The sequence below is a fragment of the Metabacillus sp. B2-18 genome (assembly GCF_021117275.1).
Lineage (GTDB): Bacteria > Bacillota > Bacilli > Bacillales > Bacillaceae > Metabacillus.
Genome location: NZ_CP088245.1, coordinates 2,902,044 through 2,927,185, shown reverse-complemented (window position 1 = coordinate 2,927,185; position 25,142 = coordinate 2,902,044). Strand labels below are relative to the sequence as shown.

26 protein-coding genes are annotated in these 25,142 nt (G+C 34.7%); 19 read left to right on the top strand and 7 right to left on the bottom strand.

The features are described from left to right. Positions 1-18: 18 nt before the first annotated feature. Together LPC09_RS14775 and LPC09_RS14770 are read right to left on the bottom strand one after the other, a co-directional pair. Positions 19-768, bottom strand: coding sequence for a 3'-5' exonuclease (locus LPC09_RS14775; RefSeq protein WP_098796649.1), 750 nt, complete (start codon positions 766-768; stop codon positions 19-21). Between the two features lie 6 nt (positions 769-774). Beyond that, positions 775-2,688, bottom strand: coding sequence for a DUF294 nucleotidyltransferase-like domain-containing protein (locus LPC09_RS14770; protein WP_231307670.1), 1,914 nt, complete (start codon positions 2,686-2,688; stop codon positions 775-777). Positions 2,689-2,799: 111 nt separating this feature from the next. Here LPC09_RS14770 and LPC09_RS14765 point away from each other — a divergent pair, with 111 nt between their 5' ends. The 9 genes from LPC09_RS14765 to LPC09_RS14725 all read left to right on the top strand — a co-directional run bounded on the left by LPC09_RS14765 (position 2,800) and on the right by LPC09_RS14725 (position 9,049). Then, positions 2,800-3,441 carry a peptidylprolyl isomerase gene (locus LPC09_RS14765; protein WP_098796646.1) on the top strand — a complete coding sequence of 214 codons (642 nt, stop codon included), beginning with the start codon at positions 2,800-2,802 and terminating at the stop codon, positions 3,439-3,441. A 196-nt stretch (positions 3,442-3,637) separates the two neighbouring features. Further along, positions 3,638-4,534, top strand: coding sequence for an HD-GYP domain-containing protein (locus LPC09_RS14760; RefSeq protein WP_231307669.1), 897 nt, complete (start codon positions 3,638-3,640; stop codon positions 4,532-4,534). A gap of 15 nt (positions 4,535-4,549) precedes the next feature. Then, a complete protein-coding gene (locus LPC09_RS14755) occupies positions 4,550-4,870 on the top strand; it encodes an 8-amino-7-oxononanoate synthase (protein ID WP_098796643.1) in 321 nt (106 codons plus the stop codon). 173 nt (positions 4,871-5,043) lie between these two features. Then, positions 5,044-5,667, top strand: a complete 624-nt coding sequence (locus LPC09_RS14750) for a YitT family protein (RefSeq protein ID WP_231307668.1) — start codon at positions 5,044-5,046, stop codon at positions 5,665-5,667. Positions 5,668-5,774: 107 nt separating this feature from the next. Further along, on the top strand, positions 5,775-6,059 hold the full coding sequence (locus tag LPC09_RS14745) for a hypothetical protein (protein WP_098794759.1): 285 nt from the start codon (positions 5,775-5,777) through the stop codon (positions 6,057-6,059). A gap of 130 nt (positions 6,060-6,189) precedes the next feature. Further along, entirely contained in the window at positions 6,190-6,780 is a 591-nt protein-coding gene (locus LPC09_RS14740; RefSeq protein WP_231307667.1) for a spore coat protein, read from the top strand. 17 nt (positions 6,781-6,797) lie between these two features. Beyond that, entirely contained in the window at positions 6,798-7,211 is a 414-nt protein-coding gene (locus LPC09_RS27505) for a hypothetical protein (RefSeq protein WP_098794760.1), read from the top strand. A 228-nt stretch (positions 7,212-7,439) separates the two neighbouring features. After that, entirely contained in the window at positions 7,440-8,420 is a 981-nt protein-coding gene (locus tag LPC09_RS14730; protein WP_098794761.1) for a ring-cleaving dioxygenase, read from the top strand. Between the two features lie 20 nt (positions 8,421-8,440). Beyond that, complete coding sequence (locus LPC09_RS14725) at positions 8,441-9,049, top strand: alpha/beta hydrolase (RefSeq protein WP_098794762.1); 609 nt, start codon at positions 8,441-8,443, stop codon at positions 9,047-9,049. A gap of 41 nt (positions 9,050-9,090) precedes the next feature. Here the strand turns inward: LPC09_RS14725 and LPC09_RS14720 are convergent, their stop codons facing one another. After that, entirely contained in the window at positions 9,091-9,759 is a 669-nt protein-coding gene (locus LPC09_RS14720) for an SOS response-associated peptidase (RefSeq protein ID WP_098794763.1), read from the bottom strand. 161 nt (positions 9,760-9,920) lie between these two features. Here LPC09_RS14720 and LPC09_RS14715 point away from each other — a divergent pair, with 161 nt between their 5' ends. From LPC09_RS14715 to speD, 5 genes are all read left to right on the top strand, one after another. After that, positions 9,921-10,028, top strand: coding sequence for a YjcZ family sporulation protein (locus LPC09_RS14715; RefSeq protein ID WP_098794764.1), 108 nt, complete (start codon positions 9,921-9,923; stop codon positions 10,026-10,028). Positions 10,029-10,179: 151 nt separating this feature from the next. Continuing rightward, positions 10,180-11,016: an aldo/keto reductase gene (locus tag LPC09_RS14710; RefSeq protein ID WP_141549634.1), complete on the top strand. Its 837-nt coding sequence runs from the start codon at positions 10,180-10,182 to the stop codon at positions 11,014-11,016. 108 nt (positions 11,017-11,124) lie between these two features. Further along, positions 11,125-12,591 (top strand): D-alanyl-D-alanine carboxypeptidase/D-alanyl-D-alanine endopeptidase, encoded by a 1,467-nt coding sequence (gene dacB, locus LPC09_RS14705; protein ID WP_098794765.1) that lies wholly within the window; start codon positions 11,125-11,127, stop codon positions 12,589-12,591. Between the two features lie 71 nt (positions 12,592-12,662). Further along, positions 12,663-13,307 carry an SDR family oxidoreductase gene (locus LPC09_RS14700; protein WP_231307666.1) on the top strand — a complete coding sequence of 215 codons (645 nt, stop codon included), beginning with the start codon at positions 12,663-12,665 and terminating at the stop codon, positions 13,305-13,307. Positions 13,308-13,463: 156 nt separating this feature from the next. After that, the gene (gene speD, locus LPC09_RS14695; RefSeq protein ID WP_231307665.1) at positions 13,464-14,270 is read left to right on the top strand and encodes an adenosylmethionine decarboxylase; all 807 of its coding nucleotides are present in this window, start codon (positions 13,464-13,466) and stop codon (positions 14,268-14,270) included. Between the two features lie 28 nt (positions 14,271-14,298). Here speD and LPC09_RS14690 read toward each other — a convergent pair whose 3' ends face one another. After that, a complete protein-coding gene (locus tag LPC09_RS14690; RefSeq protein WP_231307664.1) occupies positions 14,299-14,829 on the bottom strand; it encodes a YceI family protein in 531 nt (176 codons plus the stop codon). Positions 14,830-15,119: 290 nt separating this feature from the next. Between LPC09_RS14690 and LPC09_RS14685 the strand changes: the two genes are divergently transcribed. Continuing rightward, positions 15,120-16,325: an acyl-CoA dehydrogenase family protein gene (locus LPC09_RS14685; RefSeq protein ID WP_231309763.1), complete on the top strand. Its 1,206-nt coding sequence runs from the start codon at positions 15,120-15,122 to the stop codon at positions 16,323-16,325. An 86-nt stretch (positions 16,326-16,411) separates the two neighbouring features. On the opposite strand, the gene LPC09_RS14680 is transcribed toward LPC09_RS14685, so the two are convergent. The 3 genes from LPC09_RS14680 to fdhD are packed head-to-tail and all read right to left on the bottom strand — an operon-like array spanning position 16,412 to position 18,473. Continuing rightward, the gene (locus LPC09_RS14680) at positions 16,412-16,639 is read right to left on the bottom strand and encodes a group-specific protein (protein WP_231307663.1); all 228 of its coding nucleotides are present in this window, start codon (positions 16,637-16,639) and stop codon (positions 16,412-16,414) included. A gap of 5 nt (positions 16,640-16,644) precedes the next feature. After that, positions 16,645-17,670 (bottom strand): GTP 3',8-cyclase MoaA, encoded by a 1,026-nt coding sequence (moaA, locus tag LPC09_RS14675; protein ID WP_442920042.1) that lies wholly within the window; start codon positions 17,668-17,670, stop codon positions 16,645-16,647. Positions 17,671-17,678: 8 nt separating this feature from the next. Beyond that, positions 17,679-18,473 (bottom strand): formate dehydrogenase accessory sulfurtransferase FdhD, encoded by a 795-nt coding sequence (gene fdhD / locus LPC09_RS14670; RefSeq protein ID WP_231307661.1) that lies wholly within the window; start codon positions 18,471-18,473, stop codon positions 17,679-17,681. 432 nt (positions 18,474-18,905) lie between these two features. On the opposite strand from fdhD, the gene LPC09_RS14665 reads away from it, so the two are divergent. The 4 genes from LPC09_RS14665 (at position 18,906) to LPC09_RS14650 (ending at position 25,076) form a co-directional block, all read left to right on the top strand. Then, on the top strand, positions 18,906-20,168 hold the full coding sequence (locus LPC09_RS14665) for an L-lactate MFS transporter (RefSeq protein ID WP_231307660.1): 1,263 nt from the start codon (positions 18,906-18,908) through the stop codon (positions 20,166-20,168). Positions 20,169-20,243: 75 nt separating this feature from the next. Further along, positions 20,244-20,603 carry a Na-translocating system protein MpsC family protein gene (locus LPC09_RS14660; RefSeq protein WP_231307659.1) on the top strand — a complete coding sequence of 120 codons (360 nt, stop codon included), beginning with the start codon at positions 20,244-20,246 and terminating at the stop codon, positions 20,601-20,603. Positions 20,604-20,918: 315 nt separating this feature from the next. Then, a complete protein-coding gene (locus tag LPC09_RS14655) occupies positions 20,919-23,279 on the top strand; it encodes an FdhF/YdeP family oxidoreductase (protein WP_231307658.1) in 2,361 nt (786 codons plus the stop codon). Between the two features lie 123 nt (positions 23,280-23,402). Further along, positions 23,403-25,076: a sigma-54 interaction domain-containing protein gene (locus LPC09_RS14650; RefSeq protein ID WP_231307657.1), complete on the top strand. Its 1,674-nt coding sequence runs from the start codon at positions 23,403-23,405 to the stop codon at positions 25,074-25,076. Positions 25,077-25,142: the final 66 nt, after the last annotated feature.

Sequence of the window (25,142 nt, the reverse complement as noted above, 5' to 3'; positions counted from 1 at the left end):
CTTTTTTAGTTGCCATCTTTAAGATAAACCATCATTAATTATCCTGTTTTCTTCGATTGTATCTAATAGTTGTTTAGGATTTTTTATAAATGACCGATCATACTGCTGTAGAAGTTTGATAAAAACATTTGCAGTCATGACAGCATCATTTAATGCATGATGACGTTCTCGTTCGGATATTTTAAATCGTTCTACAAGATTATCTAAATAATTTCTTTCTCCTGTATATAAGTCATTTGCAATCAAATGGGAATCCAGAAAATCAACTGAAAAGTTTGGGAAATTCCATTGATTAAGAACGGTTTTCATAAACTCGATATCAAATGTAGCAGGGTGGGCAACCAAAATACTTCCTTCACAGTAGTCGAGAAATTTACGTATCCCAACTGGAAAAGATTGAGCCTTAGCTAATATTTCTCCTGATAATCCTGTTAGTTCTTCCACTGTTTTCGGAATTTTGTTGATTGGTTTCATAATTGTATAAAACGCCTCATCATACAGGATTTCAAAATTTTTGACTTTGATCGCACCGATAGAAATGATTTCATCACCCATGTTTGGGAAAAAACCAGTTGTTTCTAAATCAAAAATTGTAAATGTACAGGAGCGTAAATCTTCTTTCATTAATCCTTTTTGACTTTCTACAAAGCGTTCAATTGAAGTAACGGCATAATCGTATTCTGGAAGCTGGATCATTTTGTTCATGCGATGTTTAAAAAATAATTGATCCCAAAATATATATTTTAATATTTTTATATCATCTGGCAATCTGTTTTACACCACCCGATTTCGATTAAAGCTAATCTTGGTTACTTGCTGCATGCGATGAGCAACCTGCAGTGCTTCCTTAAGTTTTATTCGATCCTCTTTTGAAAGCTCATTCACATTGACTTCATTCGAAACTTGTTGGTTGTTCTCAAGCTGATTAAGGTTTTGTTGCAATCGAAAATAGTGCAAATAGTGAAGTGCTGTTTTTGCATTTTCAACATCTCGCGGATGCATAGCTTGAATCTTCTTTAATTCATTAAGTCGTTTAACCGTACTCACTTCATTGATTCCGTATTTAATGGCATTAATTCTTGTTGAATAAATAATCTGTGTTAAACCGGTTTTTTTAACATTTATTTTCTTATACTTCTGCTTTAAATTAATAATACCTAGAGGATGTGCAGGAATCTTAAATCGAAGAGCATCCTTCATTAATAATTGTTGTAAGGTTTTTGATTTTTTAGCTTTGTTTGTCAGAAAATCTCTTATTTCTTCAGCGAGAGAAAAATCACCAAAAATAGGCCTGAAATCATAAAACATCGTGAAATTTTGAATTTCTTGTGCATCAAGTTCATCTTTCCATGTTTGGATTTCTTTTTTCCATTCTGATAAAGATTTTCTCCATTTAGACTCTTTTGCCATAATTCCACCTGTGCATTCAGGAAAACCTGATAAACTTAAATATTCATTAATCTTATGAGTGAATTTTTTGAAATACTCATCAATATTCGCACGATTAGGTAGGTGATCATAATTGGTTAAAATAAGACCATTGTCTTGGTCTGTGCGAAATCCTTGTTCATGTCGTGCTTGACTTCCCATAATGATAAAACAATAGTTAATTGGCGGAGTTCCATAGCCCTCAGCTTTCATCTCATTTTCTGCTAGTTTAATAATTTGTCTATGGATATTATCATTATGATTTGTAATTACTTCAGATACTTCATAAGCATAACTCTCCTTTTCAACAAGCTCTTGAACAAAGGATTTCAACGTTGAATTTACTAAAGATCCTTGCTGTAAAAGAGAATCAATTGATCTTGAATTTTTCACATTATAAGTAAGATCTAAGTAGCTGGAGTTTTCAAGATTAAGGAATGAGCGACTGGTTAATACTCCGATTGCACTCCCATTATGAATAACTGGAATAAACTCATTTGCTTTATTTTTTATATAAGAAAGAGCTTCAAAAGCAAACGCATCAGCTTCAACATAATAAGGCTGCTTGTTCATCCAGTCTAAAACGAGATTAGAGGAAGATGGCTGGGATACATATCTTAATATTTCTTTATTTGTAATGATTCCTTTCATTTTTAATTGTTCATCATTCACAATTAATCCAGTAACATTTCTCTCATCTAAAAGCTGTGCTGCTCTATCCATTGTAAGGTGAGGTTGGATGAGAATAGGTTGATTCATTAGTGTTTTTACACGTGTTTTTAATAGGTGAACATTTTCATCATCATCATGAGTTGCTTTGTTTTTCATTTCATCATATAAGGACTTTGTTCTTTCACCAATACTTTCCCAAATCACCTTTGAAAAATCATTATTTCGTGTCATGATCTCAAAGAAATGACGCTTGTTCAGCTTAAAAACCGTACAATCTTCCAATGCTTGAACAGAAAATTCTAACTCACCACTTGTGAACATGACCATTAAACCAATAATATCTCCAGGATAATAGTATCGAAGTGATAACTGCTTTCCATTTGTTTGATGTAAAATATTTTTTGCTAATCCAGATACTAAAAAAAAGATATCAATATGATCTGCTCTTTCATGTTCATGAAAAATAAATTCATTTTGAGCAAAAGTCGCTTGTGTTGCTTTATCGGTCATTTCTTGTAACTGAAAATCTGTTAACAATGTAAATGGGTAGTAATCTTTCAAAAGATGCTTTAATTCCGTATATACCAAGTTAGACACCACCTATTCTTTTACTGTATACTTTTACCGTAACATAGATGAAGTCTAGATATAAAGTCATGAGGGTTAGAAAAGTACATATATGTTTGAAAGGAGTAAGTCATGAAATCCAAGAGTTTATTAAGTATTATTTTCTTAGTCATGCTTATTATAGGTGGCTGTGGTACAAATGAACAAAGTCAACCTGAACAGGAAGAAACTACACAACCAGTGCAAAAAATTGAAGACAATCCGATTGCTACAATTACAATGGAGAATAACGATACGATTAAAGTTGAGTTATATCCAAATATCGCTCCAAATACGGTGAATAATTTTATTTCTCTTGCTGAATCAGGTTTTTATGATGGCCTTATCTTCCATCGAGTGATACCAGGCTTTATGATTCAAGGAGGAGATCCTGAAGGTCGAGGGACTGGTGGACCTGGGTATGGAATTAAAGGAGAGTTTGAATCGAATGGAGTTGAGAATGAGGTAAACCATGAAAGAGGTGTGCTTTCAATGGCGAGATCTCAAGACCCTGATTCTGCAGGATCTCAATTTTTTATTATGGTTGCTGAGGCTACACATCTAGATGGTGATTATGCCGCATTTGGTAAAGTAACAGAAGGAATGGACGCAGTCGATAAGATCGTAAATGTTGAAAGGGATAATCAGGACAAGCCTGTGGAAGATCAAAAAATAAAACAAATTACACTTGAAACATTTGGCGTTGATTATCCTGAGCCGGAGAAAATAGAATAGGTATAAGAAGCAGGGGACAGAAGATTCCTTGCTTCTTTTTCGTTTGCTGGTGAAACCGTTATCGAACAATTCTTCTTAAGCTTTGGATTTTTACTTCCTAAATTGGTACTATCTTCATTTTATAAAAACCATCTATTTTATTTCAAAATTATTCATTATAATAGTTTAGTTAAATTAATTATAAGGTGAGGATTCTATGACTTGCTTTGCAAATAAAACTGATTTTATCGAGTCAGTAAAGATGAAGGGTTTAACCATTTCTCTTATTGCGTCGGGTGATCAAACGGAAATTATTCACCATCAGCTTGAACCTGATACTAGATGGGCACTTGAGCCTGAAGCGGGCTGGTCTGCACTTGAGTATTTATTTATCGTAAATGGTCAGCTGAAGCTTCAAATGGAAGATGGTAGTTTTAAGGCTTATAAAACCGGCGATTCTTTTTACAGATTACCAATAACTGAACATTATGTTTTCCAATCAATTGGTCCTACAGAATTTATCTATGTTACTTCACAGCCTATTTTTCATCGCTATAGTAATGTATCAAGACAATTGGTTAAGCTTGCTGTTTCTATAGAAGAGAAAGATGGGTATACAGGGGATCATTGTGCAAGAATTGCAAACCTTGCTATGCAGGTTGGAGAAGAAATAGGCTTAAATTCAAATGACTTATTACAACTAAACATGGCTTCTTTTTTTCATGATGTTGGAAAAATAATAATTCCATTAAACATTCTACAAAAACCAGGGAAATTAACTACCGATGAGTGGGATATCATGAAGAAGCATACTATTTATGGACGTATGGTTTTGGAAGAAACAAAATTGCCGTTATTAGTAAATGCCGGAAAAATTGTTGAACAGCATCATGAGCGATACGATGGAAGAGGTTATCCATATGGATTATCAAAGGACGAGATTGATATTAAAGCTTCAATTATATCAGTGGTTGATGCATATGATGCCATTACTAGTAATCGTCCCTATCAAAAAGCTAGAACAAAGGAAGAGGCTGTTCATGAATTAAAGAAAAACAAAGGTAGTTTTTATCATCCTGATATTGTAGATGTGTTTGCTCATTTACAAACTTAAAAGGAGGTGATAAAGATGAAATATTGGATAACTTTATTTACAGCGATCTCATTAGCCATAATTTTAACATTTTCTCCTGTTCAAGCTGCTTATTTATCAGAATATGATCAGCAGGTTGAAGTCTCATATGAGGATGCTAGATATATTGCAGATTTGTTAGGGCTGAAAAATATACCCTTAGGTGATAAAACAGCTTCAATTAGCTTTCAAGTTCAAGAAGAGATTATACAAAAAATAGAAAATCACCTAGATATTGAAATAGATCATTATTATATTTGGTTTACAATAAATGGACAACCAGTTCTAGCGATAGACCCACCAGTTCCAATGTTTTAATAGTTTAATAGATTTAAGAGATCTTTTTTCTTGGAGGTACATTTCTTTTACCCGAGAAATAAGATCTTTTTTTGTTCGGAAAAAACGTAAGATTCGGAATACTTTTCAAGCCATTGACCTTGTCAAGTCTTTGCGATAAGTTATTATTGGATAACAATGATCGGGGGATAATTATGAATATAACGAAAAAGCTGATTCTTGTTTTAGTTGGGCTAGTTTTAACCTCTTTAGGAATTAAATTATTATCAGATAATAATTTAACCTTTGGAGGAACTGCTGGAATTGCAACTATTCTATCATATCTTACAACCTTCTCTTGGGGTTCACTGTTTTTTGTTGTGAATCTGCCTTTCTTCATCATCTCTATTCAAGAACTTGGTAAGTGGTTTACTATTTCAAGCTTATTATCAATTACCGGAATTTCTCTAATTCGCGAATGGTTTGACATCATTATTCCTGTCTTTGAGATAAATGCAATTATTGCTGCTATTATTGCCGGTCTTTTAATTGGCATTGGAGTGACATTTGTATTGAATAACGGATCTTCACTAGGTGGAATTCATATACTAGGCTTATATATTGATAAAAAATTCGGAATAAATAGAGGCTTAGTTCTTTTTGTATGTGACTCTATTATTATCTTATTTGCTCTAGCTTTAGTTGGTTGGGAGAGAGCTATTCTCTCAATCTTTTGTATTTTTGTCGCGAGTACGATAATTGGACGTTATAAAAAATCTCCTATCAAGGAAATGGATCGTGACCAAGAAGAATCTATCGAAAATAGCCATGCGTCATAAGTGAATCAAGACCAATCAATGAATCAAAAAATAACATTGGTAACATTTTAGCATAGTTTTTCTCCTCTAATTCATCTAATCTTGTAATAGAGAGCGAGGGGAAGAAAGTGCATTATAGATCAGTAAACGAAATTATTAATTCAAAGCAATCAGCTGAAGCGATAAATTATCTAAAAGGTTTATGGTATTCAATCGTTGAAGGTGAATTCTCTTTTTCATATAATTACGATATTTACAAAATGCAGCTAATGCATCTACGTGCTAGTGCTCCTATAGAATGGTCATTAGAATGGAATGGCCTGCACTTCTTTTTAACGAGAAAGATTGAAGACCATGGTAAGATAACCATTCAATTAAAACCGAACGGACATTTTATATATAAATTTTCTTAAAAAACCCAGATGAAAATCTGGGTTTTTCTATGTTCATAAATAATATTTAAGAAAATTCAGCTGAATAATTTACGATCAATAGTGGTAGTTTAAATTTGGCTTCAAAAAATGTTTTAAGGAGGATAACATCTTGCCAAGACAATCGAATTCAGTAAATATTGGTGCTCATGAATTAATGGAATGTCATGAGATACTAAGTTGTATGGTGAATGCAATCAATCAATTTCAGCTTTTACAACCACATTGTCAAGATCAATACTTACAGAACATTTTACAAAATCAGCTTTCATTTATGACTAATGAATACAATGCTGTTGTAAATGCACTCCAACAAAAAGCAAATGTTGGATCATTACCTAGTGTAAAATCAAACATTGGTGCAACACCAACATACGGAATGAACAGAAATAGTGTACCAGAATCACCAAACGCATCGATTAATCAATTAAACGATAAAGATATTTCGTCTGCTATGCTTGGAACTCACAAGGCGTCTGCAGTATCAAAAATGCATGCTGCATTAGAATTTACAGATTCCAAACTAAGAGAAATAATGATTCAGGGGTCAAAAAATTGTGCGGATCAAGCATACGAGACATGGAATTATATGAATCAAAGAGGTTATTACCAAGTACCAACGTTTGACCAAACAACAACAAAAGCATTACTTAACAGCTATCAACCAAATGCTCTATATAGTAATCAACAACAAACTTATTAAAACTGGAGGGATTATTTATGCATACACAACAACATGCAATGCAACAAATAAATGAGTGTCGTCAAGTAGTTCAACAGCTTATTCAGCAAACACAACAAGGTAGCCAACAATATAAACAAATGCTTCAACAAGAACAACAAAATGTACAAATGCTGCAACAATTATTACAAAGAGAACAACAAGCAACTCAAATGATTCAACAAAGCTTACAAGGACATAACCAAGCATTACAACAATGTCAGCAAATTTTAAATGTTTGCAATCAAATGCAACAAGAATTATCTAATGGTGTTGCATATAACCAAACAACTTCTTATCAACAAGTTCCAAACCAAACTGTACATTCTTACAATCAAGCAGAACAGCGTCACATTCCTAACTACAGAAGTTATCAGCAGCAACAACAAAACAGACAATATATCCAGCAATAAGAAACAAGAGGTTAACGATTGGTCGTTAACTTTTAAGACTGTAGACAAACTCGATATTAATCGTGCTTGCCTACAGTTTTTTATTTTGGCTTGTGGTGAATTGAGGGCTGTTGATTTGTATTTTACGCGCTTTTACATATATGTAGATTATTTGACGATCTTATTTATTTTTATTATAATTATCTTGAATTCGAGATATTATGTTAGATTTAGAAAGGAAGTTCTCTCATGACGATAAAACCTTTAAAAGGAATTCATCATGTTTCTGCTATAACAGCTAATGCAAAGGATAATTATACTTTTTATACAAAAGTATTAGGTTTAAGGCTGGTTAAGAAAACAGTTAACCAAGATGATACCTCTGTATATCATTTATTTTATGCTGATGAACGGGGGAATCCAGGGACAGATTTGACCTTTTTTGAAATTCCTCGTGCAGGTCGAACTTATCCTGGTACGAATAGCATCACTGCTACTTCCTTACGAGTGATTGATGATCAGGCACTCCAATACTGGAAGGACCGTCTCGAGCAATTTGATGTAGATCATGATGAAATACAAGTTGTTAATGGTCGCTCTAGTCTTTCTTTTAGAGATAAGGAAGGCCAACGTTTAATTCTGATTTCGGATGAAAACAATAGAGGCGTTGCTGGAGGAAAGCCTTGGGATAAGAGCCCGGTTCCCGTTGAAAAGGGAATTATTGGGCTTGGCCCTGTTGAGTTAACTGTTTCAAGGCCAGAACGAACAGCTAATATTTTAACAGATTTAATGGGATTTCGAGAATTAACAGGATATGTTAGACAAAATGATCAGAAAAAAGTTCGGGTATTTGAAACTGGTGAAGGTGGTACTGGTGCAGAAATTCATTTAATTGAGGACAACGAGAGCAGTCGTGAAAGACCAGGGCGAGGAAGCGTCCACCATGTTGCCTTCCGTGTTGAAGATGAAGAAGAGCTAAACAAGTGGGTGAAATTGTTAAAAGAAAGTCACTTGCCGAATTCTGGTTTCGTAGAACGATATTATTTCCGTTCTTTATACTTTAGAGAACCTAATGGAATTTTGTTTGAGCTTGCAACAGACGGACCTGGCTTTGAAGGTGACGAGGACTTTGAACATCTGGGAGAACACCTTGCACTGCCTCCATATTTTGAATCACAAAGAAATGAAATAGAAGCAAAATTAAAACCATTATATACAATGGAATCTTAAGGATTTAGGAGATGGATACATTGCAACATATATTTATAGAAGGAAAAGATCAAAACGAACCAACTCTATTACTACTCCATGGCACTGGCGGAAATGAACGTGATTTACTTCCGATTGCGGAAATGATCGCTCCTACTGCTTCCATACTTGGTGTAAAAGGAAATGTTTTGGAAAATGGAATGCCTCGCTTTTTTCGTCGTTTATCAGAAGGTGTTTTTGATGAAGAGGACTTGGTTTTTCGTACAGATGAACTGCATCAATTTATTGGAGAAGCAGCTGAAAAATACAAATTTGACCGCAATCGCGTTTTAGCAATAGGCTATTCAAATGGAGCAAATATCGCAGCAAGCTTAATGTATCATTATAAACAAGCATTGAATGGTGCTGTTTTACTTCATGCCATGGTACCTAGAAGAGGGGTAGAAGTACCTGATTTAAATAATACACCTGTATTCATAGGGGCTGGAGTTAACGATCCATTAATTCCGCAGGCAGAAACAAAAGAACTTGCTGAAGTGTTAAGAAATGCAAATGCACAAGTAACAGAACACTGGGGGCAAGCTGGACACCAGTTAACAAGGGAAGAGATAATGGAAGCTAAAACGTGGTATGAACAAATTTATAAGTAATGAATAAAAAGATCAAACCCTTTTTAGAAGGTTTGATCTTTTTATTCACTATTAAGAGGCTCTAAACATTCTTTTTGGTCATTTTTAGGAGTATTTACAAGAGCAGAAACTGGGTATAGATCCATGAGTTTAGCATCATAGGGTACTAACAATGACTTTAAGTGTTCAATATTATCTTCTTCCCGATCCAACCATGTATCATATGAATTGGGTGGCAAGATCACAGGCATTCGATCATGAACATCTTTTGTTACCTCATTTGAGGTAGTTGTTAATATCGTACACGTGAACAATGGTTCGGAGCCCTTATTCCAACATTCCCATAAACCGGCAAAAGCAAACGGTCGTCTATCCTTCATCACAAATCGGTAGGGTTGTTTACCACTCTCTGTTTTTTTCCATTCATAAAAACCATCACTAATAATTAAGCATCTTTTTTGTCGAAACGGATTTTTAAAACTTACTTTTTGTTCAATTGTTTCAGAACGTGCATTGATCATTTTATGTCCGATTTTCACATCTTTTGACCAAGGTGGAATTAATCCCCATCGCATGTTTGTAGCTACACGTTGCTGTCCGTTTGATCCTATAACGAAAACATCCTGAGATGGAGCAATGTTATATCTGTATGTAAGTTCTTCATTGATAATTAGCTGAAACTGATCTTCAATTACATCTTGATTTGTTGCAAGTGTAAACCGACCACACATAAAATTCACCTCAAACTATTACTTTCTTCTATCGTAACAATTTTTCTTTTATAATCCTAATACATTGTGACAAAAAATAGATTTTCATATCTGGACTTTTACCCATAACGAAGTTAGTGCTATAAACATATAGTAAAACAAATGGATTTGGAGGTGACATCATGGGCGCTACAGGTGGATACGGTTATGGAGCTGGTTTTGCTCTAATCGTTGTTTTGTTTATTCTTTTAATTATCATTGGAGCTTCTTACGTTGGTTACGGATACTAATTAATTAAGAAAAGAGTCCATTTATCTTTCAAAAGAGATAATGGGCTCTTTTTAAGTAACTTTTACTAGTTTTGTAAACGTAAGCAAATTTCTTTTCATTATTAAGATGTTATAGGAAAATAATAAGGTGAAAATGAAAGGAGCTGAACTGATGGAAAGCTTACAAAGTACTACAACATTACATAATGGCGTTAAAATGCCTTGGTTTGGTTTAGGAGTGTTTAAGGTAGAAGATGGGTCAGAGGTAGTAAATTCGGTTTTAGCTGCTATTAAAGCTGGCTATAGAAGTATTGATACTGCTGCGGTTTATGGGAATGAAGAGGGTGTTGGTAAGGCAATTGCGGAGTGTGGTGTGTCACGTGATGAATTGTTTATCACATCAAAGGTGTGGAATGCAGATCAAGGATATGTTGAAACAATCGCTGCATTTGAAGAAAGCTTAAGAAAGCTGCAGTTAGACTACCTGGATTTATATCTCATTCATTGGCCTGTACCTGAACAAGGGAAATACGTTGATACTTGGAAAGCATTAGAAAAGCTTTATCATGATGGGAAAATTCGTGCAATTGGCGTAAGTAACTTTAAGGAACACCATTTACAAGATCTTATTGATCAAGCTGATGTTAAACCAATGGTCAATCAGGTTGAATATCATCCACGGTTAACACAAGAAAGTCTACACGAATATTGTAAAAAGCATCAAATTCAACTAGAAGCATGGTCACCATTAATGCAAGGTCAGTTACTAGACGAGCCAACACTAGTGGAAATTGCTCAAAAATATAATAAATCAACAGCACAAATTATCTTGCGATGGGATCTACAAAATAAGGTTGTTACAATTCCTAAATCAATTAAGCCTCATCGTATTGAAGAAAATGCAAATATTTTTGATTTCACACTAAGTGAAGAAGATATGAAAAAAATTAGTGCGTTGAACCAAGACAAGCGTGTTGGTCCAGATCCTGATGAATTTAATGTAGTGTAAAAAATAGTAAACAAAAACAGCTGGTCAATGTTGATCAGCTGTTTTTAAATGGATAAAAAGAAAATAGATGAAGACCTTAAAGATAGAAGATTGAAAGGAGAAGCTTTTATGGCAAAATTAATTCTCTGCATGGTGATCTTATCATTTACAATGATAAGCACTTTTCAAGCCCCGTCTCTTACACAAGCAAAACAAGTGGACGTCTTTTCTCCATTACATACTCTAATAACAGAAGATCCTATACTAGAAGGAGCGATTGCAGGTGTTAGTATTCGTTCGGCTTCTAACGGTGATCTATTATATTCGTATAATGGAGATTTATCGTTAACCCCAGCATCCAATTTAAAATTATTCACGGCAGCATCAGCTTTAGCTTCCTTAGGGCCAGATTATTCTTTCCAAACGGAACTATTCACAGATGGAAAAGTTAGACGTAATGAAATAAAGGGAAATGTTTATTTTGTTGGACATGGTGATCCCACACTCCGTGTAAATGATATTGAAAGAATGGCTAAAACTCTTAAAAAACAAGGAATACAATCTATTACAGGAGATTTAATTGCTGATGATAGTTGGTATGATGATGTACGGTATTCAGTGGATCTTCCTTGGAGTGATGAAACAGCTTATTATGGTGCGCAAATTTCAGCCTTAACAGTTTCTCCTGATAAAGATTTTGATGCAGGAACGGTTACCATTGAGGTTTCTCCTGGTCAAAAAAATCAAAAGGCGGAAATTTCAATTTTTCCTAATACTGATTTTGTTACACTTATAAATAAAACTAACACAGTTTCCACAGATGAAGAAAGTGAGCTTACAATCTCACGTACTCATGGTAAAAATGAGGTCATTGTTGAAGGGACCATTTCATATAAAGCATTGCCCATAAAAGAGTGGGTGGCAGTATGGGATCCAACAAGCTATTCTCTTTCAGTCCTAAAAAAAGCATTAAAACAACAAGGAATTAAGGTGAAAGGTAGGGAACGTAAAGGGGTAAAACCAAATCATTCGAAAATGCTTCTTACACATCAATCAATTCCTCTAAAAGAAATACTTATTCCTTTCATGAAAAATAGTAACAATACACATGCGGAAATGCTTGTCAAAGAAATGGGGAAGGCTCACAAGCAATCTGGAAGCTGGGAAGCAGGTTTAGAGGTTGAAAAACAAACATTAACATCGCTCGGAATTGATGTTGAGAATATGTACTTAAGAGACGGATCGGGTATTTCTCATGTAAACGCTATTCAGGCAAACTCTGTTACAGATCTTTTATATAAATCTCAATCACAGGCATGGTTTTCGTCTTTCTATAACTCTTTACCAGTTGCAGGTGTAAAAGAAAAAAAAATAGGTGGTACACTGCGTAATCGGATGAAAGAAGAACCACTAAAAGAAAACGTAGTTGCGAAAACCGGTACACTTACTAATGTAAGCTCTATATCGGGTTATTTAACGTTGTCTGACGGAAATAAACTTATTTTTTCCATTTTGATGAATCATTTAAAAGATGAAGAGCAAGGTAAATTACTTGAAGAAAAAATTTTATCAGTAATCGCTCAAACTACATTGTAAAGCAAACCTTTTGAACTTTTGTTTTTTCTTTGAAATAATGAAAAGGAGTAATAAAAGGAGGGGATAAAACAATGAAAGTATTTGTCGTTGGAGCAAATGGAAAAATAGGTAAACATTTATCTGAGCGTTTAAATGAGAGTGAAAACTACACTGTACTTGCAATGGTAAGGAAGGAAGAGCAACAGAGAGAATTTGAAAATAAAGGAATTGAAACAGTTATTGCTGATTTGGAAGGAACAGTTGAAGAACTACAAGAAGCATTAAATGGCTGTGATGCAATCGTATTTACTGCTGGATCCGGAGGAAGCACAGGATCTGATAAAACACTCCTAATTGATCTTGATGGAGCAGTAAAAACGATGGAGGCTGCTGAAAAAGCAGGTATTGACCGATTTATTATGGTAAGTGCTCTTCAAGCAAATAATCGGGAAAATTGGAACGAAAATCTTAAACCATATTATGTAGCTAAACACTATGCAGATAAAATGCTAGTACAATCAAACTTAAATTATACAATTATTCGCCCGGGCGGTTTACTTAATGAAAAGGGAATTGGAAAAATCACAGCAGGTAATGAAGTGCCAAGAGCAACAATTCCACGAGAAGATGTCGCAACAACAATAATTGAAGCTCTTGAAAATCCAAATACTTATCACAAGTCCTTTGATATTGTGTCAGGCGAAGATCCAATATCTACTGCATTAAATAATTTATAAGCTATATTAAGACAAAGACAGCAATCCCTAAGGTTGCTGTCTTTTTCGTGTAATCATTTCTCAAGCTTGAGAAATATGATTGTCATCTCAAAAAGTGGGTAATATAACTATGTAAGCTTGTCTCGGAACTAACACAACTAAAAGGGGGAAGAAGTTATGGTGCTTACTCCAGAACAAAGAATCCAGTTACATGGTTTTAATAATTTAACAAAGTCACTAAGTTTTAATATGTATGATGTCTGTTATACAAAGACGAGGGAAGAGAGAGAAGCATATATTGAGTATATTGATGAGCAATACAATGCAGATCGTTTAACAAAAATTTTAAAAAATGTTACGGATATAATCGGTGCTCACGTCTTAAATATTGCAAAGCAAGACTATGTTCCACAAGGATCAAGTGTAACAATCTTAGTTTCTGAAGGTCCAGTTGTTGAGGTACCAACAGAATCCTATGATGAATCACCAGGTCCACTCCCTGAAGCAGTTACAATGGGACTAGATAAAAGTCATATTACGGTTCATACATACCCTGAATATCATCCAAATGAGGGAATAAGTACGTTTCGTGCTGATATTGATGTTTCCACATGCGGAGAGATTTCACCCCTTAAAGCACTAAATTACTTAATTCATTCCTTTGACACAGATATTATGACAATGGATTATAGAGTTAGGGGATTTACAAGAGACATTAATGGAGATAAATTATTTATTGATCATGATATCAGTTCTATTCAAAATTATATTCCTGATGAAGTAAAAGAAGATTTTGACATGATTGATGTGAATATTTATCAAGAGAATATTTTCCATACGAAGTGTAAGCTGAAGAAATTCGATTTGAACAACTATTTATTTGGATACACCAAAGATAAAATAAGTAAAGAAGAACAAGAGCAAATTACTGATAAACTAACGAAGGAAATGGATGAAATTTTCTACGGAAAGAATATAAAATAAGGGGCGAATTGATTCGCCCCTTTTATCATTAAGCTTTTGCAGCTTGAAGTTGAAGAGAAATTTTAATTTGATCGCCTACTAACACTCCACCAGCTTCTAATGGTGCATTCCAAGTTAGACCATAATCACTGCGCTTTAATTTGCCCTCTACAGCAAAACCAGCTTTTTCATTACCCCATGGATCAACACCAGTTCCTTCAAAAGAAACTGCGAATGATTCGGATTTTGTAACACCGTGTAAAGATAAATCTCCAGTTACGTTATACTCGTTTTCATCAGTTTTTTCAATGTTTGTAGCTTTAAAAGTCAAAGTTGGGTGATTTTCAACATCAAAAAAGTCTGCAGAGCGTAAGTGGTTGTCACGGTCTTCGTTACGAGTGTCAACACTTGCTAAATCTATTGAAAATGTAATATCAGCAGTTGTTAAGTCAGTTGGATCAGCCTCGATTTCAGCATTAAAGCTTTGAAAACCACCTTTAACTGTTGCAAACATCATGTGTTTTACAGAGAAGTCTACTCCGCTGTGTGTTGGGTCAAGATTCCATTTTGATTTTGTCATTTCTTTTTTCCTCCAGTAATAGTATATTATTTTAAATTAAAATATCTCAGTTTAAAGATTTATAACTTCGAGATAAATTATATTATCTAAAAAAGTGAATGTCAATTAAAAAGTACGGAGAAATTCAGTATCTTAAGTGAAACTTATATTTTGAGAAAATTGCTCATATATTTTGATTAATATAATGTTAGATGAATCTTTTTATTTAGGAGGACTTTATTTAATTTAATAGAATAGGATAAGTGTATGAAAACGCTTGAAAAAGTAAGTTTAAAGGAGGATGAAACATGATGAACTTTAATCTATCTCAAGAACAAGAAATGGTGAAAAAACTTGTAAGATCATTTGTTGATAGAGAAATATCTCCATATATTAGTGAATGGGATCGTAAAGGTCATTTTGAAACAAGTATTTTGAATCGACTTGCTGACTTGAACCTAATGGGAGTTTGTATTCCTGAAGAATATGGTGGAAGCGGCATGGATTATAATGCATTGGCAATTGTTTGTGAAGAGCTAGAAAGAGGTGACACATCATTTCGTACAGCAGTATCAGTTCATACGGGACTTAATAGCATGACACTTTTGCAGTGGGGAAATGAATGGCAAAAGCGAAATTATCTTGTTCCTCAAGCTAAAGGTGAGAAAATTGGGGCATTTGGTTTAACGGAGCCTAATGCAGGATCTGATGTAGCCTCGATGAAAACATCAGCTATCAAGCAAGGTGATCACTACATACTAAACGGTCAGAAGACATGGATTTCATTATGTGATGTAGCAGATCATTTCCTCGTTTTTGCCTATACAGATACAAGTAAAAAACATCATGGAATCTCTGCTTTCATTGTTGAACGAACAATGCCTGGTTTTTCATCAAAAGCCATTAAAGGTAAGTTGGGCATTCGAGCTGGTAATACAGGTGAACTATTTTTTGACAATGTAAAAGTTCCAAAAGAGAACTTGCTAGGAGAAGAAGGGGAGGGCTTTAAAATTGCCATGTCTGCATTAGATAATGGAAGGTTTACTGTTGCAGCAGGAGCATGTGGGATTATTTCAGCCTGTCTTGAAGCAAGTGTTAAGTATTGCCATGAGCGGAGTACCTTCGGAAAAGAAATCGGTAAACATCAGCTTGTACAACAAATGCTTGCTAAGATGGAAGCAGGTTTACAAATGTCTCGTTTACTCGTTTATCGTGCAGGCTGTCTCAAAAATGAAGGAAAACGAAACACAAGGGAAACCTCGCTTGCAAAATGGCAGGCTTGCGATTTTGCTAACGAAGCAGCAAACGATGCTGTCCAAATTCATGGAGCATATGGCTACTCAGATGAATATCCAGTTGAAAGACATTTGCGAAATTCTAAGGCTCCGGTTATTTACGAAGGCACAAGAGAAATTCACACAATCATGCAAGCCGAATATGTACTTGGTTACCGTGAAGACAAGCCTCTCAACAAGACACTTCCTGCTTGGGAAGATATTGAGCAGTTGCTACACTGAGGGGGGCGTGCCTGTCACTTCCCGCATTTTGTCGAACACAAAAAGGATGGTTCATTACCATCCTTTTTACTATATTTATATACTAATTATTGTACTAATTTTTCCAGCTTATCGATCCGAATTTTCTTTTCATCTTCACTTGCTAAGTCAAATTTTTTCAATAAGTGAAACAGTTCATTGAGATCAGCTTGAGAAACTGAGGTAGATAAGAAATTGAAACATTTTTCACCTAAACTATAATTCATATAAGGAGTCTGTTCCTTTAACTTTTTAGTAACATCATCAATTGTATGGTCAATTTTACATGAGCTCATCTATTTTATCCTCCAATATGTGACATCTCAATTTTTTCCCGCTTAGTCGTTAGTTCACTTCGTTCAACAGAGTATTGATCTTTTCGTCCATTCCAAATAGATGTTACATGTTTTGCAAGCTCTTCATCCGTTTTCTCCGATCTAATTACTTCGCGTAAATCGTGACCTTTTGAAGCAAACAAACATGTATAAAGAGAACCGCTTGCTGACAGACGAGCACGATTACATGTTGAACAGAATGCATCTGATACAGATGAAATAACCCCGATTTCATCTTGAGAACCTACGTAACGGTAACGGCTTGCAACTTCACCTGTATAGTTTGGATCCACAGGTTCTAATGGCATTACCTCATGGATATCTTCCACAATTTGTTTTTTTGGATAAACATCTTGTAAGTTCCACTTATTTGAATTGCCAACATCCATAAATTCAATAAACCGTAAAATATGGCCTTTTTCACGGAAATACTTTGCCATAGGAATAATTTCATGTTCATTCATTCCACGTTTGACAACCATGTTAATTTTCACTTTTAAACCAGCTTTAGAAGCAGCATCTATACCGTCTAAAACAGCTTTTACAGATACACCTCGTCCATTAATTTTACCGAACACATCATCATTCAGGGAGTCAAGACTAATGGACACACGTTGTAATCCAGCAGCTTTAAGCTCTTTAGCATATTTAGGTAAGAAATATCCGTTCGTAGTCATCGCTATATCTTCTACACCGTCTATAGAATTGATGCGATCAATAAGAAAAGCTAAGTCTTTTCTCATTAACGGCTCTCCACCTGTAAGTCGAATTTTCTTAACGCCTAGTGTTTGAACAAAAACTTTAGTTAATCGTTCAATTTCTTCATAAGAAAGAAGTTCATTTCTTTTTAAAAAAGGATAGTCCGGACCAAATATTTCAGCAGGCATACAATAAGTACAACGAAAATTACATTTATCTGTTACAGAAATTCGCAAATCTCGTAGAGGACGATCAAAATAATCATAAACAGATTTATTATTCTTCAATACGATACCTCCCTCTATTTTTCATCAACAATTCGTTCTGGGTGGGAATAAACATTAAAGGAATTTCCTCTGATAAAACCAACAGCTGTTATATTTAAATCATTTGCTAGTTTAATAGCAAGATCAGTTGGAGCAGATTTAGATAAAACAATACCAACACCAATTTTTGATGCTTTTACTAAAACTTCAGAAGAAATTCTCCCACTAAATACGATAATTTTATCACGCACAGGAATTTGGTTCAGAATACTATATCCATATAATTTATCTAAAGCGTTATGACGACCAATATCCGTTCGACTAACAAGCATTTCATCTGGAGTACAGAGTGCTGCATTGTGAACACCGCCAGTTTCTTGAAAAACAACACTGCTTTCCTGCATGGTTTTCATAAGTGAAATACATTGTTCAGGTGTAAGTGTTTGTTTGGTTGTAGAGGTTTTTGACGTTTTTACATCATTTTGAAAATAAAATTGTCTGCTTTTCCCACAGCAAGAGCCAATAAAACGTTTCGAATAATACTGTTGATTCGTTGTTACATTTGATTGTAAGCTCACGTATGCATATCCGGCACTTTCATCAATAGAAATTGACTCAATTTCATTATAAAAACGGATTACACCTTCTGAAGCCAAAAACCCAATAACCATTTCTTCAAAATGAGTAGGTGTACATACCATTGTAGCAAACTCTTCATTATTCACAAAAATTGTTAAGGGGAATTCAGTAACAATATCATCGGTTGTTTCAACTAATTTCCCATTTTTATATTTTGTTATTTGTTGATTTATACTCATTTTCATATCCATATCATCTCACACCCGAATTCTAAGATTACTAAAAATATAAACATAGATTGATTTTTTAAACAAGTATTAAAGATTTCCTAATGAAAAGTTAGGTGTGCCTAAAAGTGAAAATTTATTCTTGCACAATAAAAAAGAACATGGTAATATTTCGTTACAAAGTTCATGATTTTGTAACAAATTGCTTCCGAGATAGCGAACCTGTCATCGATTCAAAATGTTACGAATTTGAAAGCGATTAACTGTTGGTCCGATAGTAGCGATTCCTGCTTGAAACTAACCGTCAATCACCTTTAAGATAGGCATTTATTTGTCATATTTTAATGGGATTGGCGGTTTTCTTTGTTTAACAAGATATTATACTATTCATTTTGTTAAGATTTGATTTTACATCGTAGAAAAATTTTTAAAAGCTTACCTTAAGGGGATGACCACATGAAAAAGACAAAAAATCGTTGGCTAATTGCTGCTTCTGCAGTAGGGATTCATATTTCAATTGGATCCGTGTATGCTTGGAGTAACTTTACCAATCCATTAATGGAAGAGTTTGGATGGACGGCTCAACAAGTACAATTAACATTTAGTATTGCCATTTTATTTCTTGGATTGTCCGCAGCGTTTTTAGGACACTTTGTTGAAAAATACGGCCCAAGAGCAGCTGGTTTACTTGCAGCTGGATTCTTTGGTGCTGGGATTATCGGTTCCGGTTTAGCGGTTAATCTAGGATCATTACCTTTCCTCTATGTTACATATGGTGTTCTTGGAGGAATTGGACTTGGAGTTGGATATATTGCACCTGTTTCAACGTTAGTAAAATGGTTCCCGGACCGTCGTGGCCTTGCAACAGGACTAGCTATTATGGGATTCGGATTTGCTGCTGCCATTGCAAGTCCAGTGATGGAGTCACTCATTAATTCGGTTGGTACAGCAAACACATTCTTTATTCTAGGGATTTCATATTTAGTCATAATGTCATTATCTTCATTATATTTAGAAAAGCCACCAGTTGGTTGGGCACCAAAAGGATTTAATGAAAAAGGACAATCTGGAAAATCAAGAATTAAAGAAGATTTATCACAATTAACGGCAAACGAAGCAATTAAAACATCAAGATTTTATTATCTATGGATTATGTTATTCATCAACGTAACATGTGGTATTGCCATTCTCTCGGCTGCAAAACCTTTAGCTGAAGAAAGTATTGGACTTACAACAGTAGAAGCTGCAGCATTAGTAGGTATCCTGGGAATATTTAATGGATTAGGACGTATCGGTTGGGCGTCAATCTCAGATTTTATTGGTCGACCAAATACGTATACAACTTTCTTCGTCTTACAAATTGTCTTATTTGCCGTTTTACCACATACTACAGAAGCATTTTTATTTCAAGTTATGTTAGCAGTCGTATACACTTGTTATGGTGGAGGTTTTGCAGCAATTCCTGCTTATATTGGCGATTTATTCGGTACAAAACAATTAGGTGCAATTCATGGATACATTCTTACAGCATGGGCTGCTGCAGGATTAGCGGGTCCAATGTTTGCAGCGTGGATGAAAGATACTACTGGAAGCTATGCAACTAGTTTAACTTTCTTCTCGGGCATGTTTGTACTTGCATTAATCGTTTCTATTGTTATTCGCCGTGATATTAATAAGTTACGTCAACAACAAGTGTCAGGATCAAAAATAGCTGGATAAATAATACTTCCACAATGCACTGAGGGTATGGTAAAATACCTCATGCTAAAACCTGTGTACAGGTAGGAGGATATTATGAATAAGTATGAGGCAGAGTTTAGTAATATCGTTCGTTCTTTCCGAAAAAAGCATATGGGAAAAGGTCCGAGTAAAATCACAACAACCTTTTGTAAAAACTGGGCTATTTGTGAGATGGAAGGGAATTTATCACCGGTGGAAAAATTCATTGCCAGTGCAGATGAAGGAAAGCAAGCGCTACGATCTGCTAGAACTGAAATGGTTAAACAAATTTACAAGAAAAACCCACCTATTGAAATGGAAGAGTTTCTAAACTGTAAATTCGTTGATTTGTTCGTAGATATAGATATTGACAGAGATTTTGGTATGTCGATCTTTGTTTTCAATGAAGACTTACAACAAAAATTCTCTAAATAAAAATAAAAAGTAATAATAAACATATTTATTCATTCAATTAAATAAATTGGTATGGCACTTAGTAGCGACCCTGCGAAAGACTAACCACCGTTTGACTCAACACAGTATTTTTATTATGAGTTTACGGTGGTTTTTTGTTACTTAGGTTATATTAGTCCATTTACCAATCATTGAATAAGATTGGTAAATGGATTAAAGAAAAATTAGCCTATCAATAAATCAGATTGAATTAATGATAGGCTAGTTTTTCTAACTAACAATTTTATAAATAAAGAAGACGAAAAATTTTCAGGCAGAACAAGGAGTGAAATTCAAATGGGAGAGACAAAACATCAAGGACCTATAAAAGCAACAAAAGCACCGCAGCCTAAGCACTGGGTGAGTCCAATTCCGTTTGGTCTAGGGAAGGTTAAACCACAACATTTCCGCGATACGATGAAAATCGCATGGGATAATAAAGATAATCTAGGGTATGCATCACGAATTTTAACAAAAGGAGTTTGTGATGGCTGTGCATTAGGTGTGTCCGGTTTGCATGACCAAACACTAAAGGGCCCTCATATGTGTACAACAAGATTAAATGTACTTCGTTTAAACACGATGCCGGCATTAAAAGAAGAAATTGTACATGCAGATATCGATGAATTGAGAAAGTATAGCAGTACTGAGTTAAGGAAATTAGGTCGAATTCCATATCCGCTTATTCGCCGTAATGGGGAGAGAAAATTTTCCCGTATTTCATGGGATGAAGCAATGGACATGATTGCAAATAAAATGAAACAATTAGATCCGAAACAATATGCTTTTTACTTAACTTCGAGAGGAATTACAAATGAGTCGTACTATGTAGCTGCAAAAGTATCTCGTTTTCTAGGTACAAATAATATTGATAATGCATCACGTATTTGCCATTCGCCAAGTAAAACAGCATTAAAGCGTTCTATCGGTGTTGGAGCATCAACTGTTAATTATCAAGATTGGTTTGGAACAGATGTATTATTATTCTGGGGTAGTGTTGCTTCAAACGCATCACCCGTTTCCACAAAATATATGTTGGAAGCGAAAAAGAGAGGTACCAAAATAATTGTTGTTAATCCATATAGTGAGCCTGCAATGGATAAATATTGGATTCCATCTAACATGGAATCAGCTTTATTTGGAACAAAAATTGCTGATGATTTCTATCAAGTAAACATTGGTGGAGATATTGCCTTCATGCATGGAATTATGAAGCACTGGTTCGAGATGGAAGAAAAACAACATGGTTCCGCAATTAACCATGAGTTTGTACAAAAACATGTAAACGATTATGAAGAATTAAAAGCACATGTTAAGCAACAATCATGGGATGAAATCATTAAGTCATCTGGTATTTCAAAAGATAGAATCATTGAGCTATCTAGCCTTTTAGCAAAAAGTAAAAATGCTATCTTTGCTTGGGCACTAGGATTGACGATGCATTCATTTGCCACAGACAATATTTCACAAGTTGCAAACCTTGCGTTATTGCGTGGCTTCTTGGGACGTAAAAATAGCGGATTAATGCCTTTCCGCGGTCACTCTTCAGTACAAGGTTCAGGTGAAATGGGGGCTGATCCATTTGTTTTACCTGGTGGTGGATTTGAAGAAGAAAACGTGAAACATATTGAGAATATATGGGATTTTGAATTACCAAAATGGCAAGGTGATATTGTGGGTGTTACGCTTGAAAACATCGTTCTCCCTGAAGATCACGAAAGAAAAATTAAACTTTATTATTTATCTGGTGGTAACTTCCTAGAAACGATGCCAGATCCTGATTTTGTTGAAAAAGCTTTATCAGAACTAGACATTCGCGTTCACCAAGATATCATTTTCAACACGTCAACACTTGTCGATGCGAAAGAGGCTGTCATCGTTTTACCTGCTAAAACACGCTATGAACAAGAAGGTGGCGGAACTTCTACGTCAACTGAAAGAATGGTCTATTTTTCACCTGAAATTGATGGAAATAAAAATGAAATTAAAGAGGCACGTGCAGAATGGAAGATTTACGTTGATCTTGCCAAACGTGTGAAACCTGAAACTGCTCATCTTGTTGATTTTAAAACAGGCCAGGAAATTCGTGATGAAATTGCTATTGCAAACCGTGACTACGATGGCATTCAGCATTTGAAAAATGCAGGTGATGTTTTCCAATGGGGTGGTGCTTGGTTATGTGAAGGTGGAGTTTGTCCGACACCAGATGGAAAAGGAAACTTGATTTCAGTTGAAATACCGGATCTTGGTAAAAAAGAAGGGCAATTTGTTGTCACGTCTCGACGTGGAAAGCAATTTAACTCAATGGTTTATAAAGAAACAGATCCATTTAACGGCGCAGAACGTTATGATGTTCTTATGAATGCAGAGGATGCTAAACGTTTAAGTATTGCAGAGGGAGAAGGCATTGTTGTATATAATGGCTTTGGTGTTTTCCAAGGAAGAGCGAAGTTCGTAGACATTGCAAAAGGAAACCTAGAAGTTCACTTCCCTGAGGGTAATTTCTTGTTACCACGAGGAAGATATGAAAAATTCGCCGGAATCCCTGACTACAATATTACAGTTACGGTAGAAAAAGCGGATCGCTATAACGCTCGTAAAGATGTACAATATGTGGAGAAACCAATAGAAGACTTAGAAGTAGATGCACCAATTTAATATTTTCATATAAAGACAGAGCAACATGTTCTGTCTTTTTTCTATGGTTTTTTTCATTTAAAACCTTTAAAATTTAATTGTGTAAGCGTTTTAAATAATATTATTTAAACAAAGGGTGAGGAAATGATTAAAACTGAAAATAGTTTAATGCTTTTTAATACAATCATTACATCAATAGATGGTAGCATTATAGATTTCCGTTTTGGTGGGTCAGATGAGTTAGAGAAATTAGTATGCTTACAAATGAAAATAAAAGATTTATTTGATTTTTGGGACGAGAAGAAATCAAATATGATCATTGCCTCTAAAAATACCCTTCAATACTTACTTCTTTTTAAAGATTTTACAACAGAAAACCAGCAGAGAAGAATGTACATATTAGCAAACGGTCAGCAATGGTTTCAACTTGAGGAACGAATTAAGGAGCTTGATAAATCAAACCGTGAATTAGACGCAATTATTGAAAGTTCATTTGACGGCATTTATATTACTGATAAGTTTGGCAATACATTAAAAACAAATTCTGCCATAGAACGGATCACAGGAATTCCTAAGCATTATTATATTGGGAAAAATATTAATCATTTAATAAAAAGAGGGATATTAGAACAATCTGTAACATTGAAAGTTATGGAGCAAAAACGTTCAGTTTCAGTTGTTCAGCAAAATTTCAATCAAAAAGAAACACTAATGACGGGAAATCCTATTTTTAATGAAGAAGGTGAAATCGAAAAGATTGTCACGAATATTCGTGATCTTTCTGAATTAAATCAATTAAATAAAGAGCTGAAAAAAGTGCAACAGCTTAATGAGAAATATAAAGAAGAGCTTGATAGATTAAAATCTTTTGCCATTCAAGACCCTGATATTATCCTCAAAAGTGATAAGATGATTGAGATTTATCAAATGATCGGCAGGCTTGCCAACTTTGATACAACAATTCTTGTTCTTGGTGAAACAGGAGTAGGAAAGGATGTGTTGGTTCGATACTTATATCGCTCAAGTGACAGATTTAAGGAGGGGCAGCTTATAAAAGTCAATTGTGGGGCAATCCCAAATGAGCTTCTTGAATCAGAGTTGTTTGGTTATGAAGGTGGCGCATTTTCAGGTGCTAATAGGACGGGAAAAGTGGGGATGTTTGAATTAGCTCATAATGGCATGCTTTTTTTAGATGAAGTCGGCGAAATGCCAATGGATCTTCAAGTAAAGCTGCTTCGTGCAATTCAGGAAAAAGAAATTATGAGAGTAGGCGGCACAAAAACGAAAAGAGTGGATGTTCGATTAGTGGCAGCCACAAATAGAGATTTAAAAGAAATGGTCAAAAGAGGAACATTTCGTGAAGATCTTTATTACCGGTTAAATGTTGTCCCAATTTTCGTGCCTCCTCTTAGAGAAAGGCGTGCTGATATCCTTCCACTTGTTCACTATTTTTTAGAGCTGTACAAGAAGAAATATTCAGTTGAAAAAGTGTTAGATCAAAAGATTAGTAACTTTTTTTATCAGTTTGATTGGCCAGGCAATGTAAGGGAACTATCCAATTTATTAGAAAGACTTATTTTGACCGTACCAAACGAATACGTATCCATCAATGACCTGCCAGATGAATACCAAAAATCGACATCAGATGAAGAAGTTGTTCTTGAAGAGGTGTCATTAAGAGAGATCGTAGAACAAGCTGAGAAAACAGCTCTTAAAAAAGCTCTATTAAAATATAAAACAACGTATCAAATTGCTGAAAAGCTTCAAACAAGCCAAGCAACAGTTTTTCGAAAGCTACAAAAATATAATTTATCATAAATTCAAAAGTGAATGATCAATTCATTTTTAAATTATACAAGTCCCTTGTTTAACAAGTAGTTAACG

Excerpts from the sequence above, each read along its gene's own strand:
- LPC09_RS14730 (WP_098794761.1), top strand. The coding sequence starts at position 7,440 with ATGACGATAAAACCTTTAAAAGGAATTCATCATGTTTCTGCTATAACA.
- LPC09_RS14660 (WP_231307659.1), top strand. The coding sequence starts at position 20,244 with ATGAATAAGTATGAGGCAGAGTTTAGTAATATCGTTCGTTCTTTCCGA.
- LPC09_RS14715 (WP_098794764.1), top strand. The coding sequence starts at position 9,921 with ATGGGCGCTACAGGTGGATACGGTTATGGAGCTGGTTTTGCTCTAATC.
- LPC09_RS14765 (WP_098796646.1), top strand. The coding sequence starts at position 2,800 with ATGAAATCCAAGAGTTTATTAAGTATTATTTTCTTAGTCATGCTTATT.
- LPC09_RS14680 (WP_231307663.1), bottom strand. The coding sequence starts at position 16,639 with ATGAGCTCATGTAAAATTGACCATACAATTGATGATGTTACTAAAAAG.
- LPC09_RS14690 (WP_231307664.1), bottom strand. The coding sequence starts at position 14,829 with ATGACAAAATCAAAATGGAATCTTGACCCAACACACAGCGGAGTAGAC.
- LPC09_RS14710 (WP_141549634.1), top strand. The coding sequence starts at position 10,180 with ATGGAAAGCTTACAAAGTACTACAACATTACATAATGGCGTTAAAATG.
- LPC09_RS14720 (WP_098794763.1), bottom strand. The coding sequence starts at position 9,759 with ATGTGTGGTCGGTTTACACTTGCAACAAATCAAGATGTAATTGAAGAT.
- LPC09_RS14760 (WP_231307669.1), top strand. The coding sequence starts at position 3,638 with ATGACTTGCTTTGCAAATAAAACTGATTTTATCGAGTCAGTAAAGATG.
- dacB (WP_098794765.1), top strand. The coding sequence starts at position 11,125 with ATGGCAAAATTAATTCTCTGCATGGTGATCTTATCATTTACAATGATA.
- speD (WP_231307665.1), top strand. The coding sequence starts at position 13,464 with ATGGTGCTTACTCCAGAACAAAGAATCCAGTTACATGGTTTTAATAAT.
- LPC09_RS27505 (WP_098794760.1), top strand. The coding sequence starts at position 6,798 with ATGCATACACAACAACATGCAATGCAACAAATAAATGAGTGTCGTCAA.
- LPC09_RS14685 (WP_231309763.1), top strand. The coding sequence starts at position 15,120 with ATGAACTTTAATCTATCTCAAGAACAAGAAATGGTGAAAAAACTTGTA.
- LPC09_RS14655 (WP_231307658.1), top strand. The coding sequence starts at position 20,919 with ATGGGAGAGACAAAACATCAAGGACCTATAAAAGCAACAAAAGCACCG.
- LPC09_RS14665 (WP_231307660.1), top strand. The coding sequence starts at position 18,906 with ATGAAAAAGACAAAAAATCGTTGGCTAATTGCTGCTTCTGCAGTAGGG.
- LPC09_RS14700 (WP_231307666.1), top strand. The coding sequence starts at position 12,663 with ATGAAAGTATTTGTCGTTGGAGCAAATGGAAAAATAGGTAAACATTTA.
- LPC09_RS14650 (WP_231307657.1), top strand. The coding sequence starts at position 23,403 with ATGATTAAAACTGAAAATAGTTTAATGCTTTTTAATACAATCATTACA.
- LPC09_RS14750 (WP_231307668.1), top strand. The coding sequence starts at position 5,044 with ATGAATATAACGAAAAAGCTGATTCTTGTTTTAGTTGGGCTAGTTTTA.
- LPC09_RS14755 (WP_098796643.1), top strand. The coding sequence starts at position 4,550 with ATGAAATATTGGATAACTTTATTTACAGCGATCTCATTAGCCATAATT.
- fdhD (WP_231307661.1), bottom strand. The coding sequence starts at position 18,473 with ATGGATATGAAAATGAGTATAAATCAACAAATAACAAAATATAAAAAT.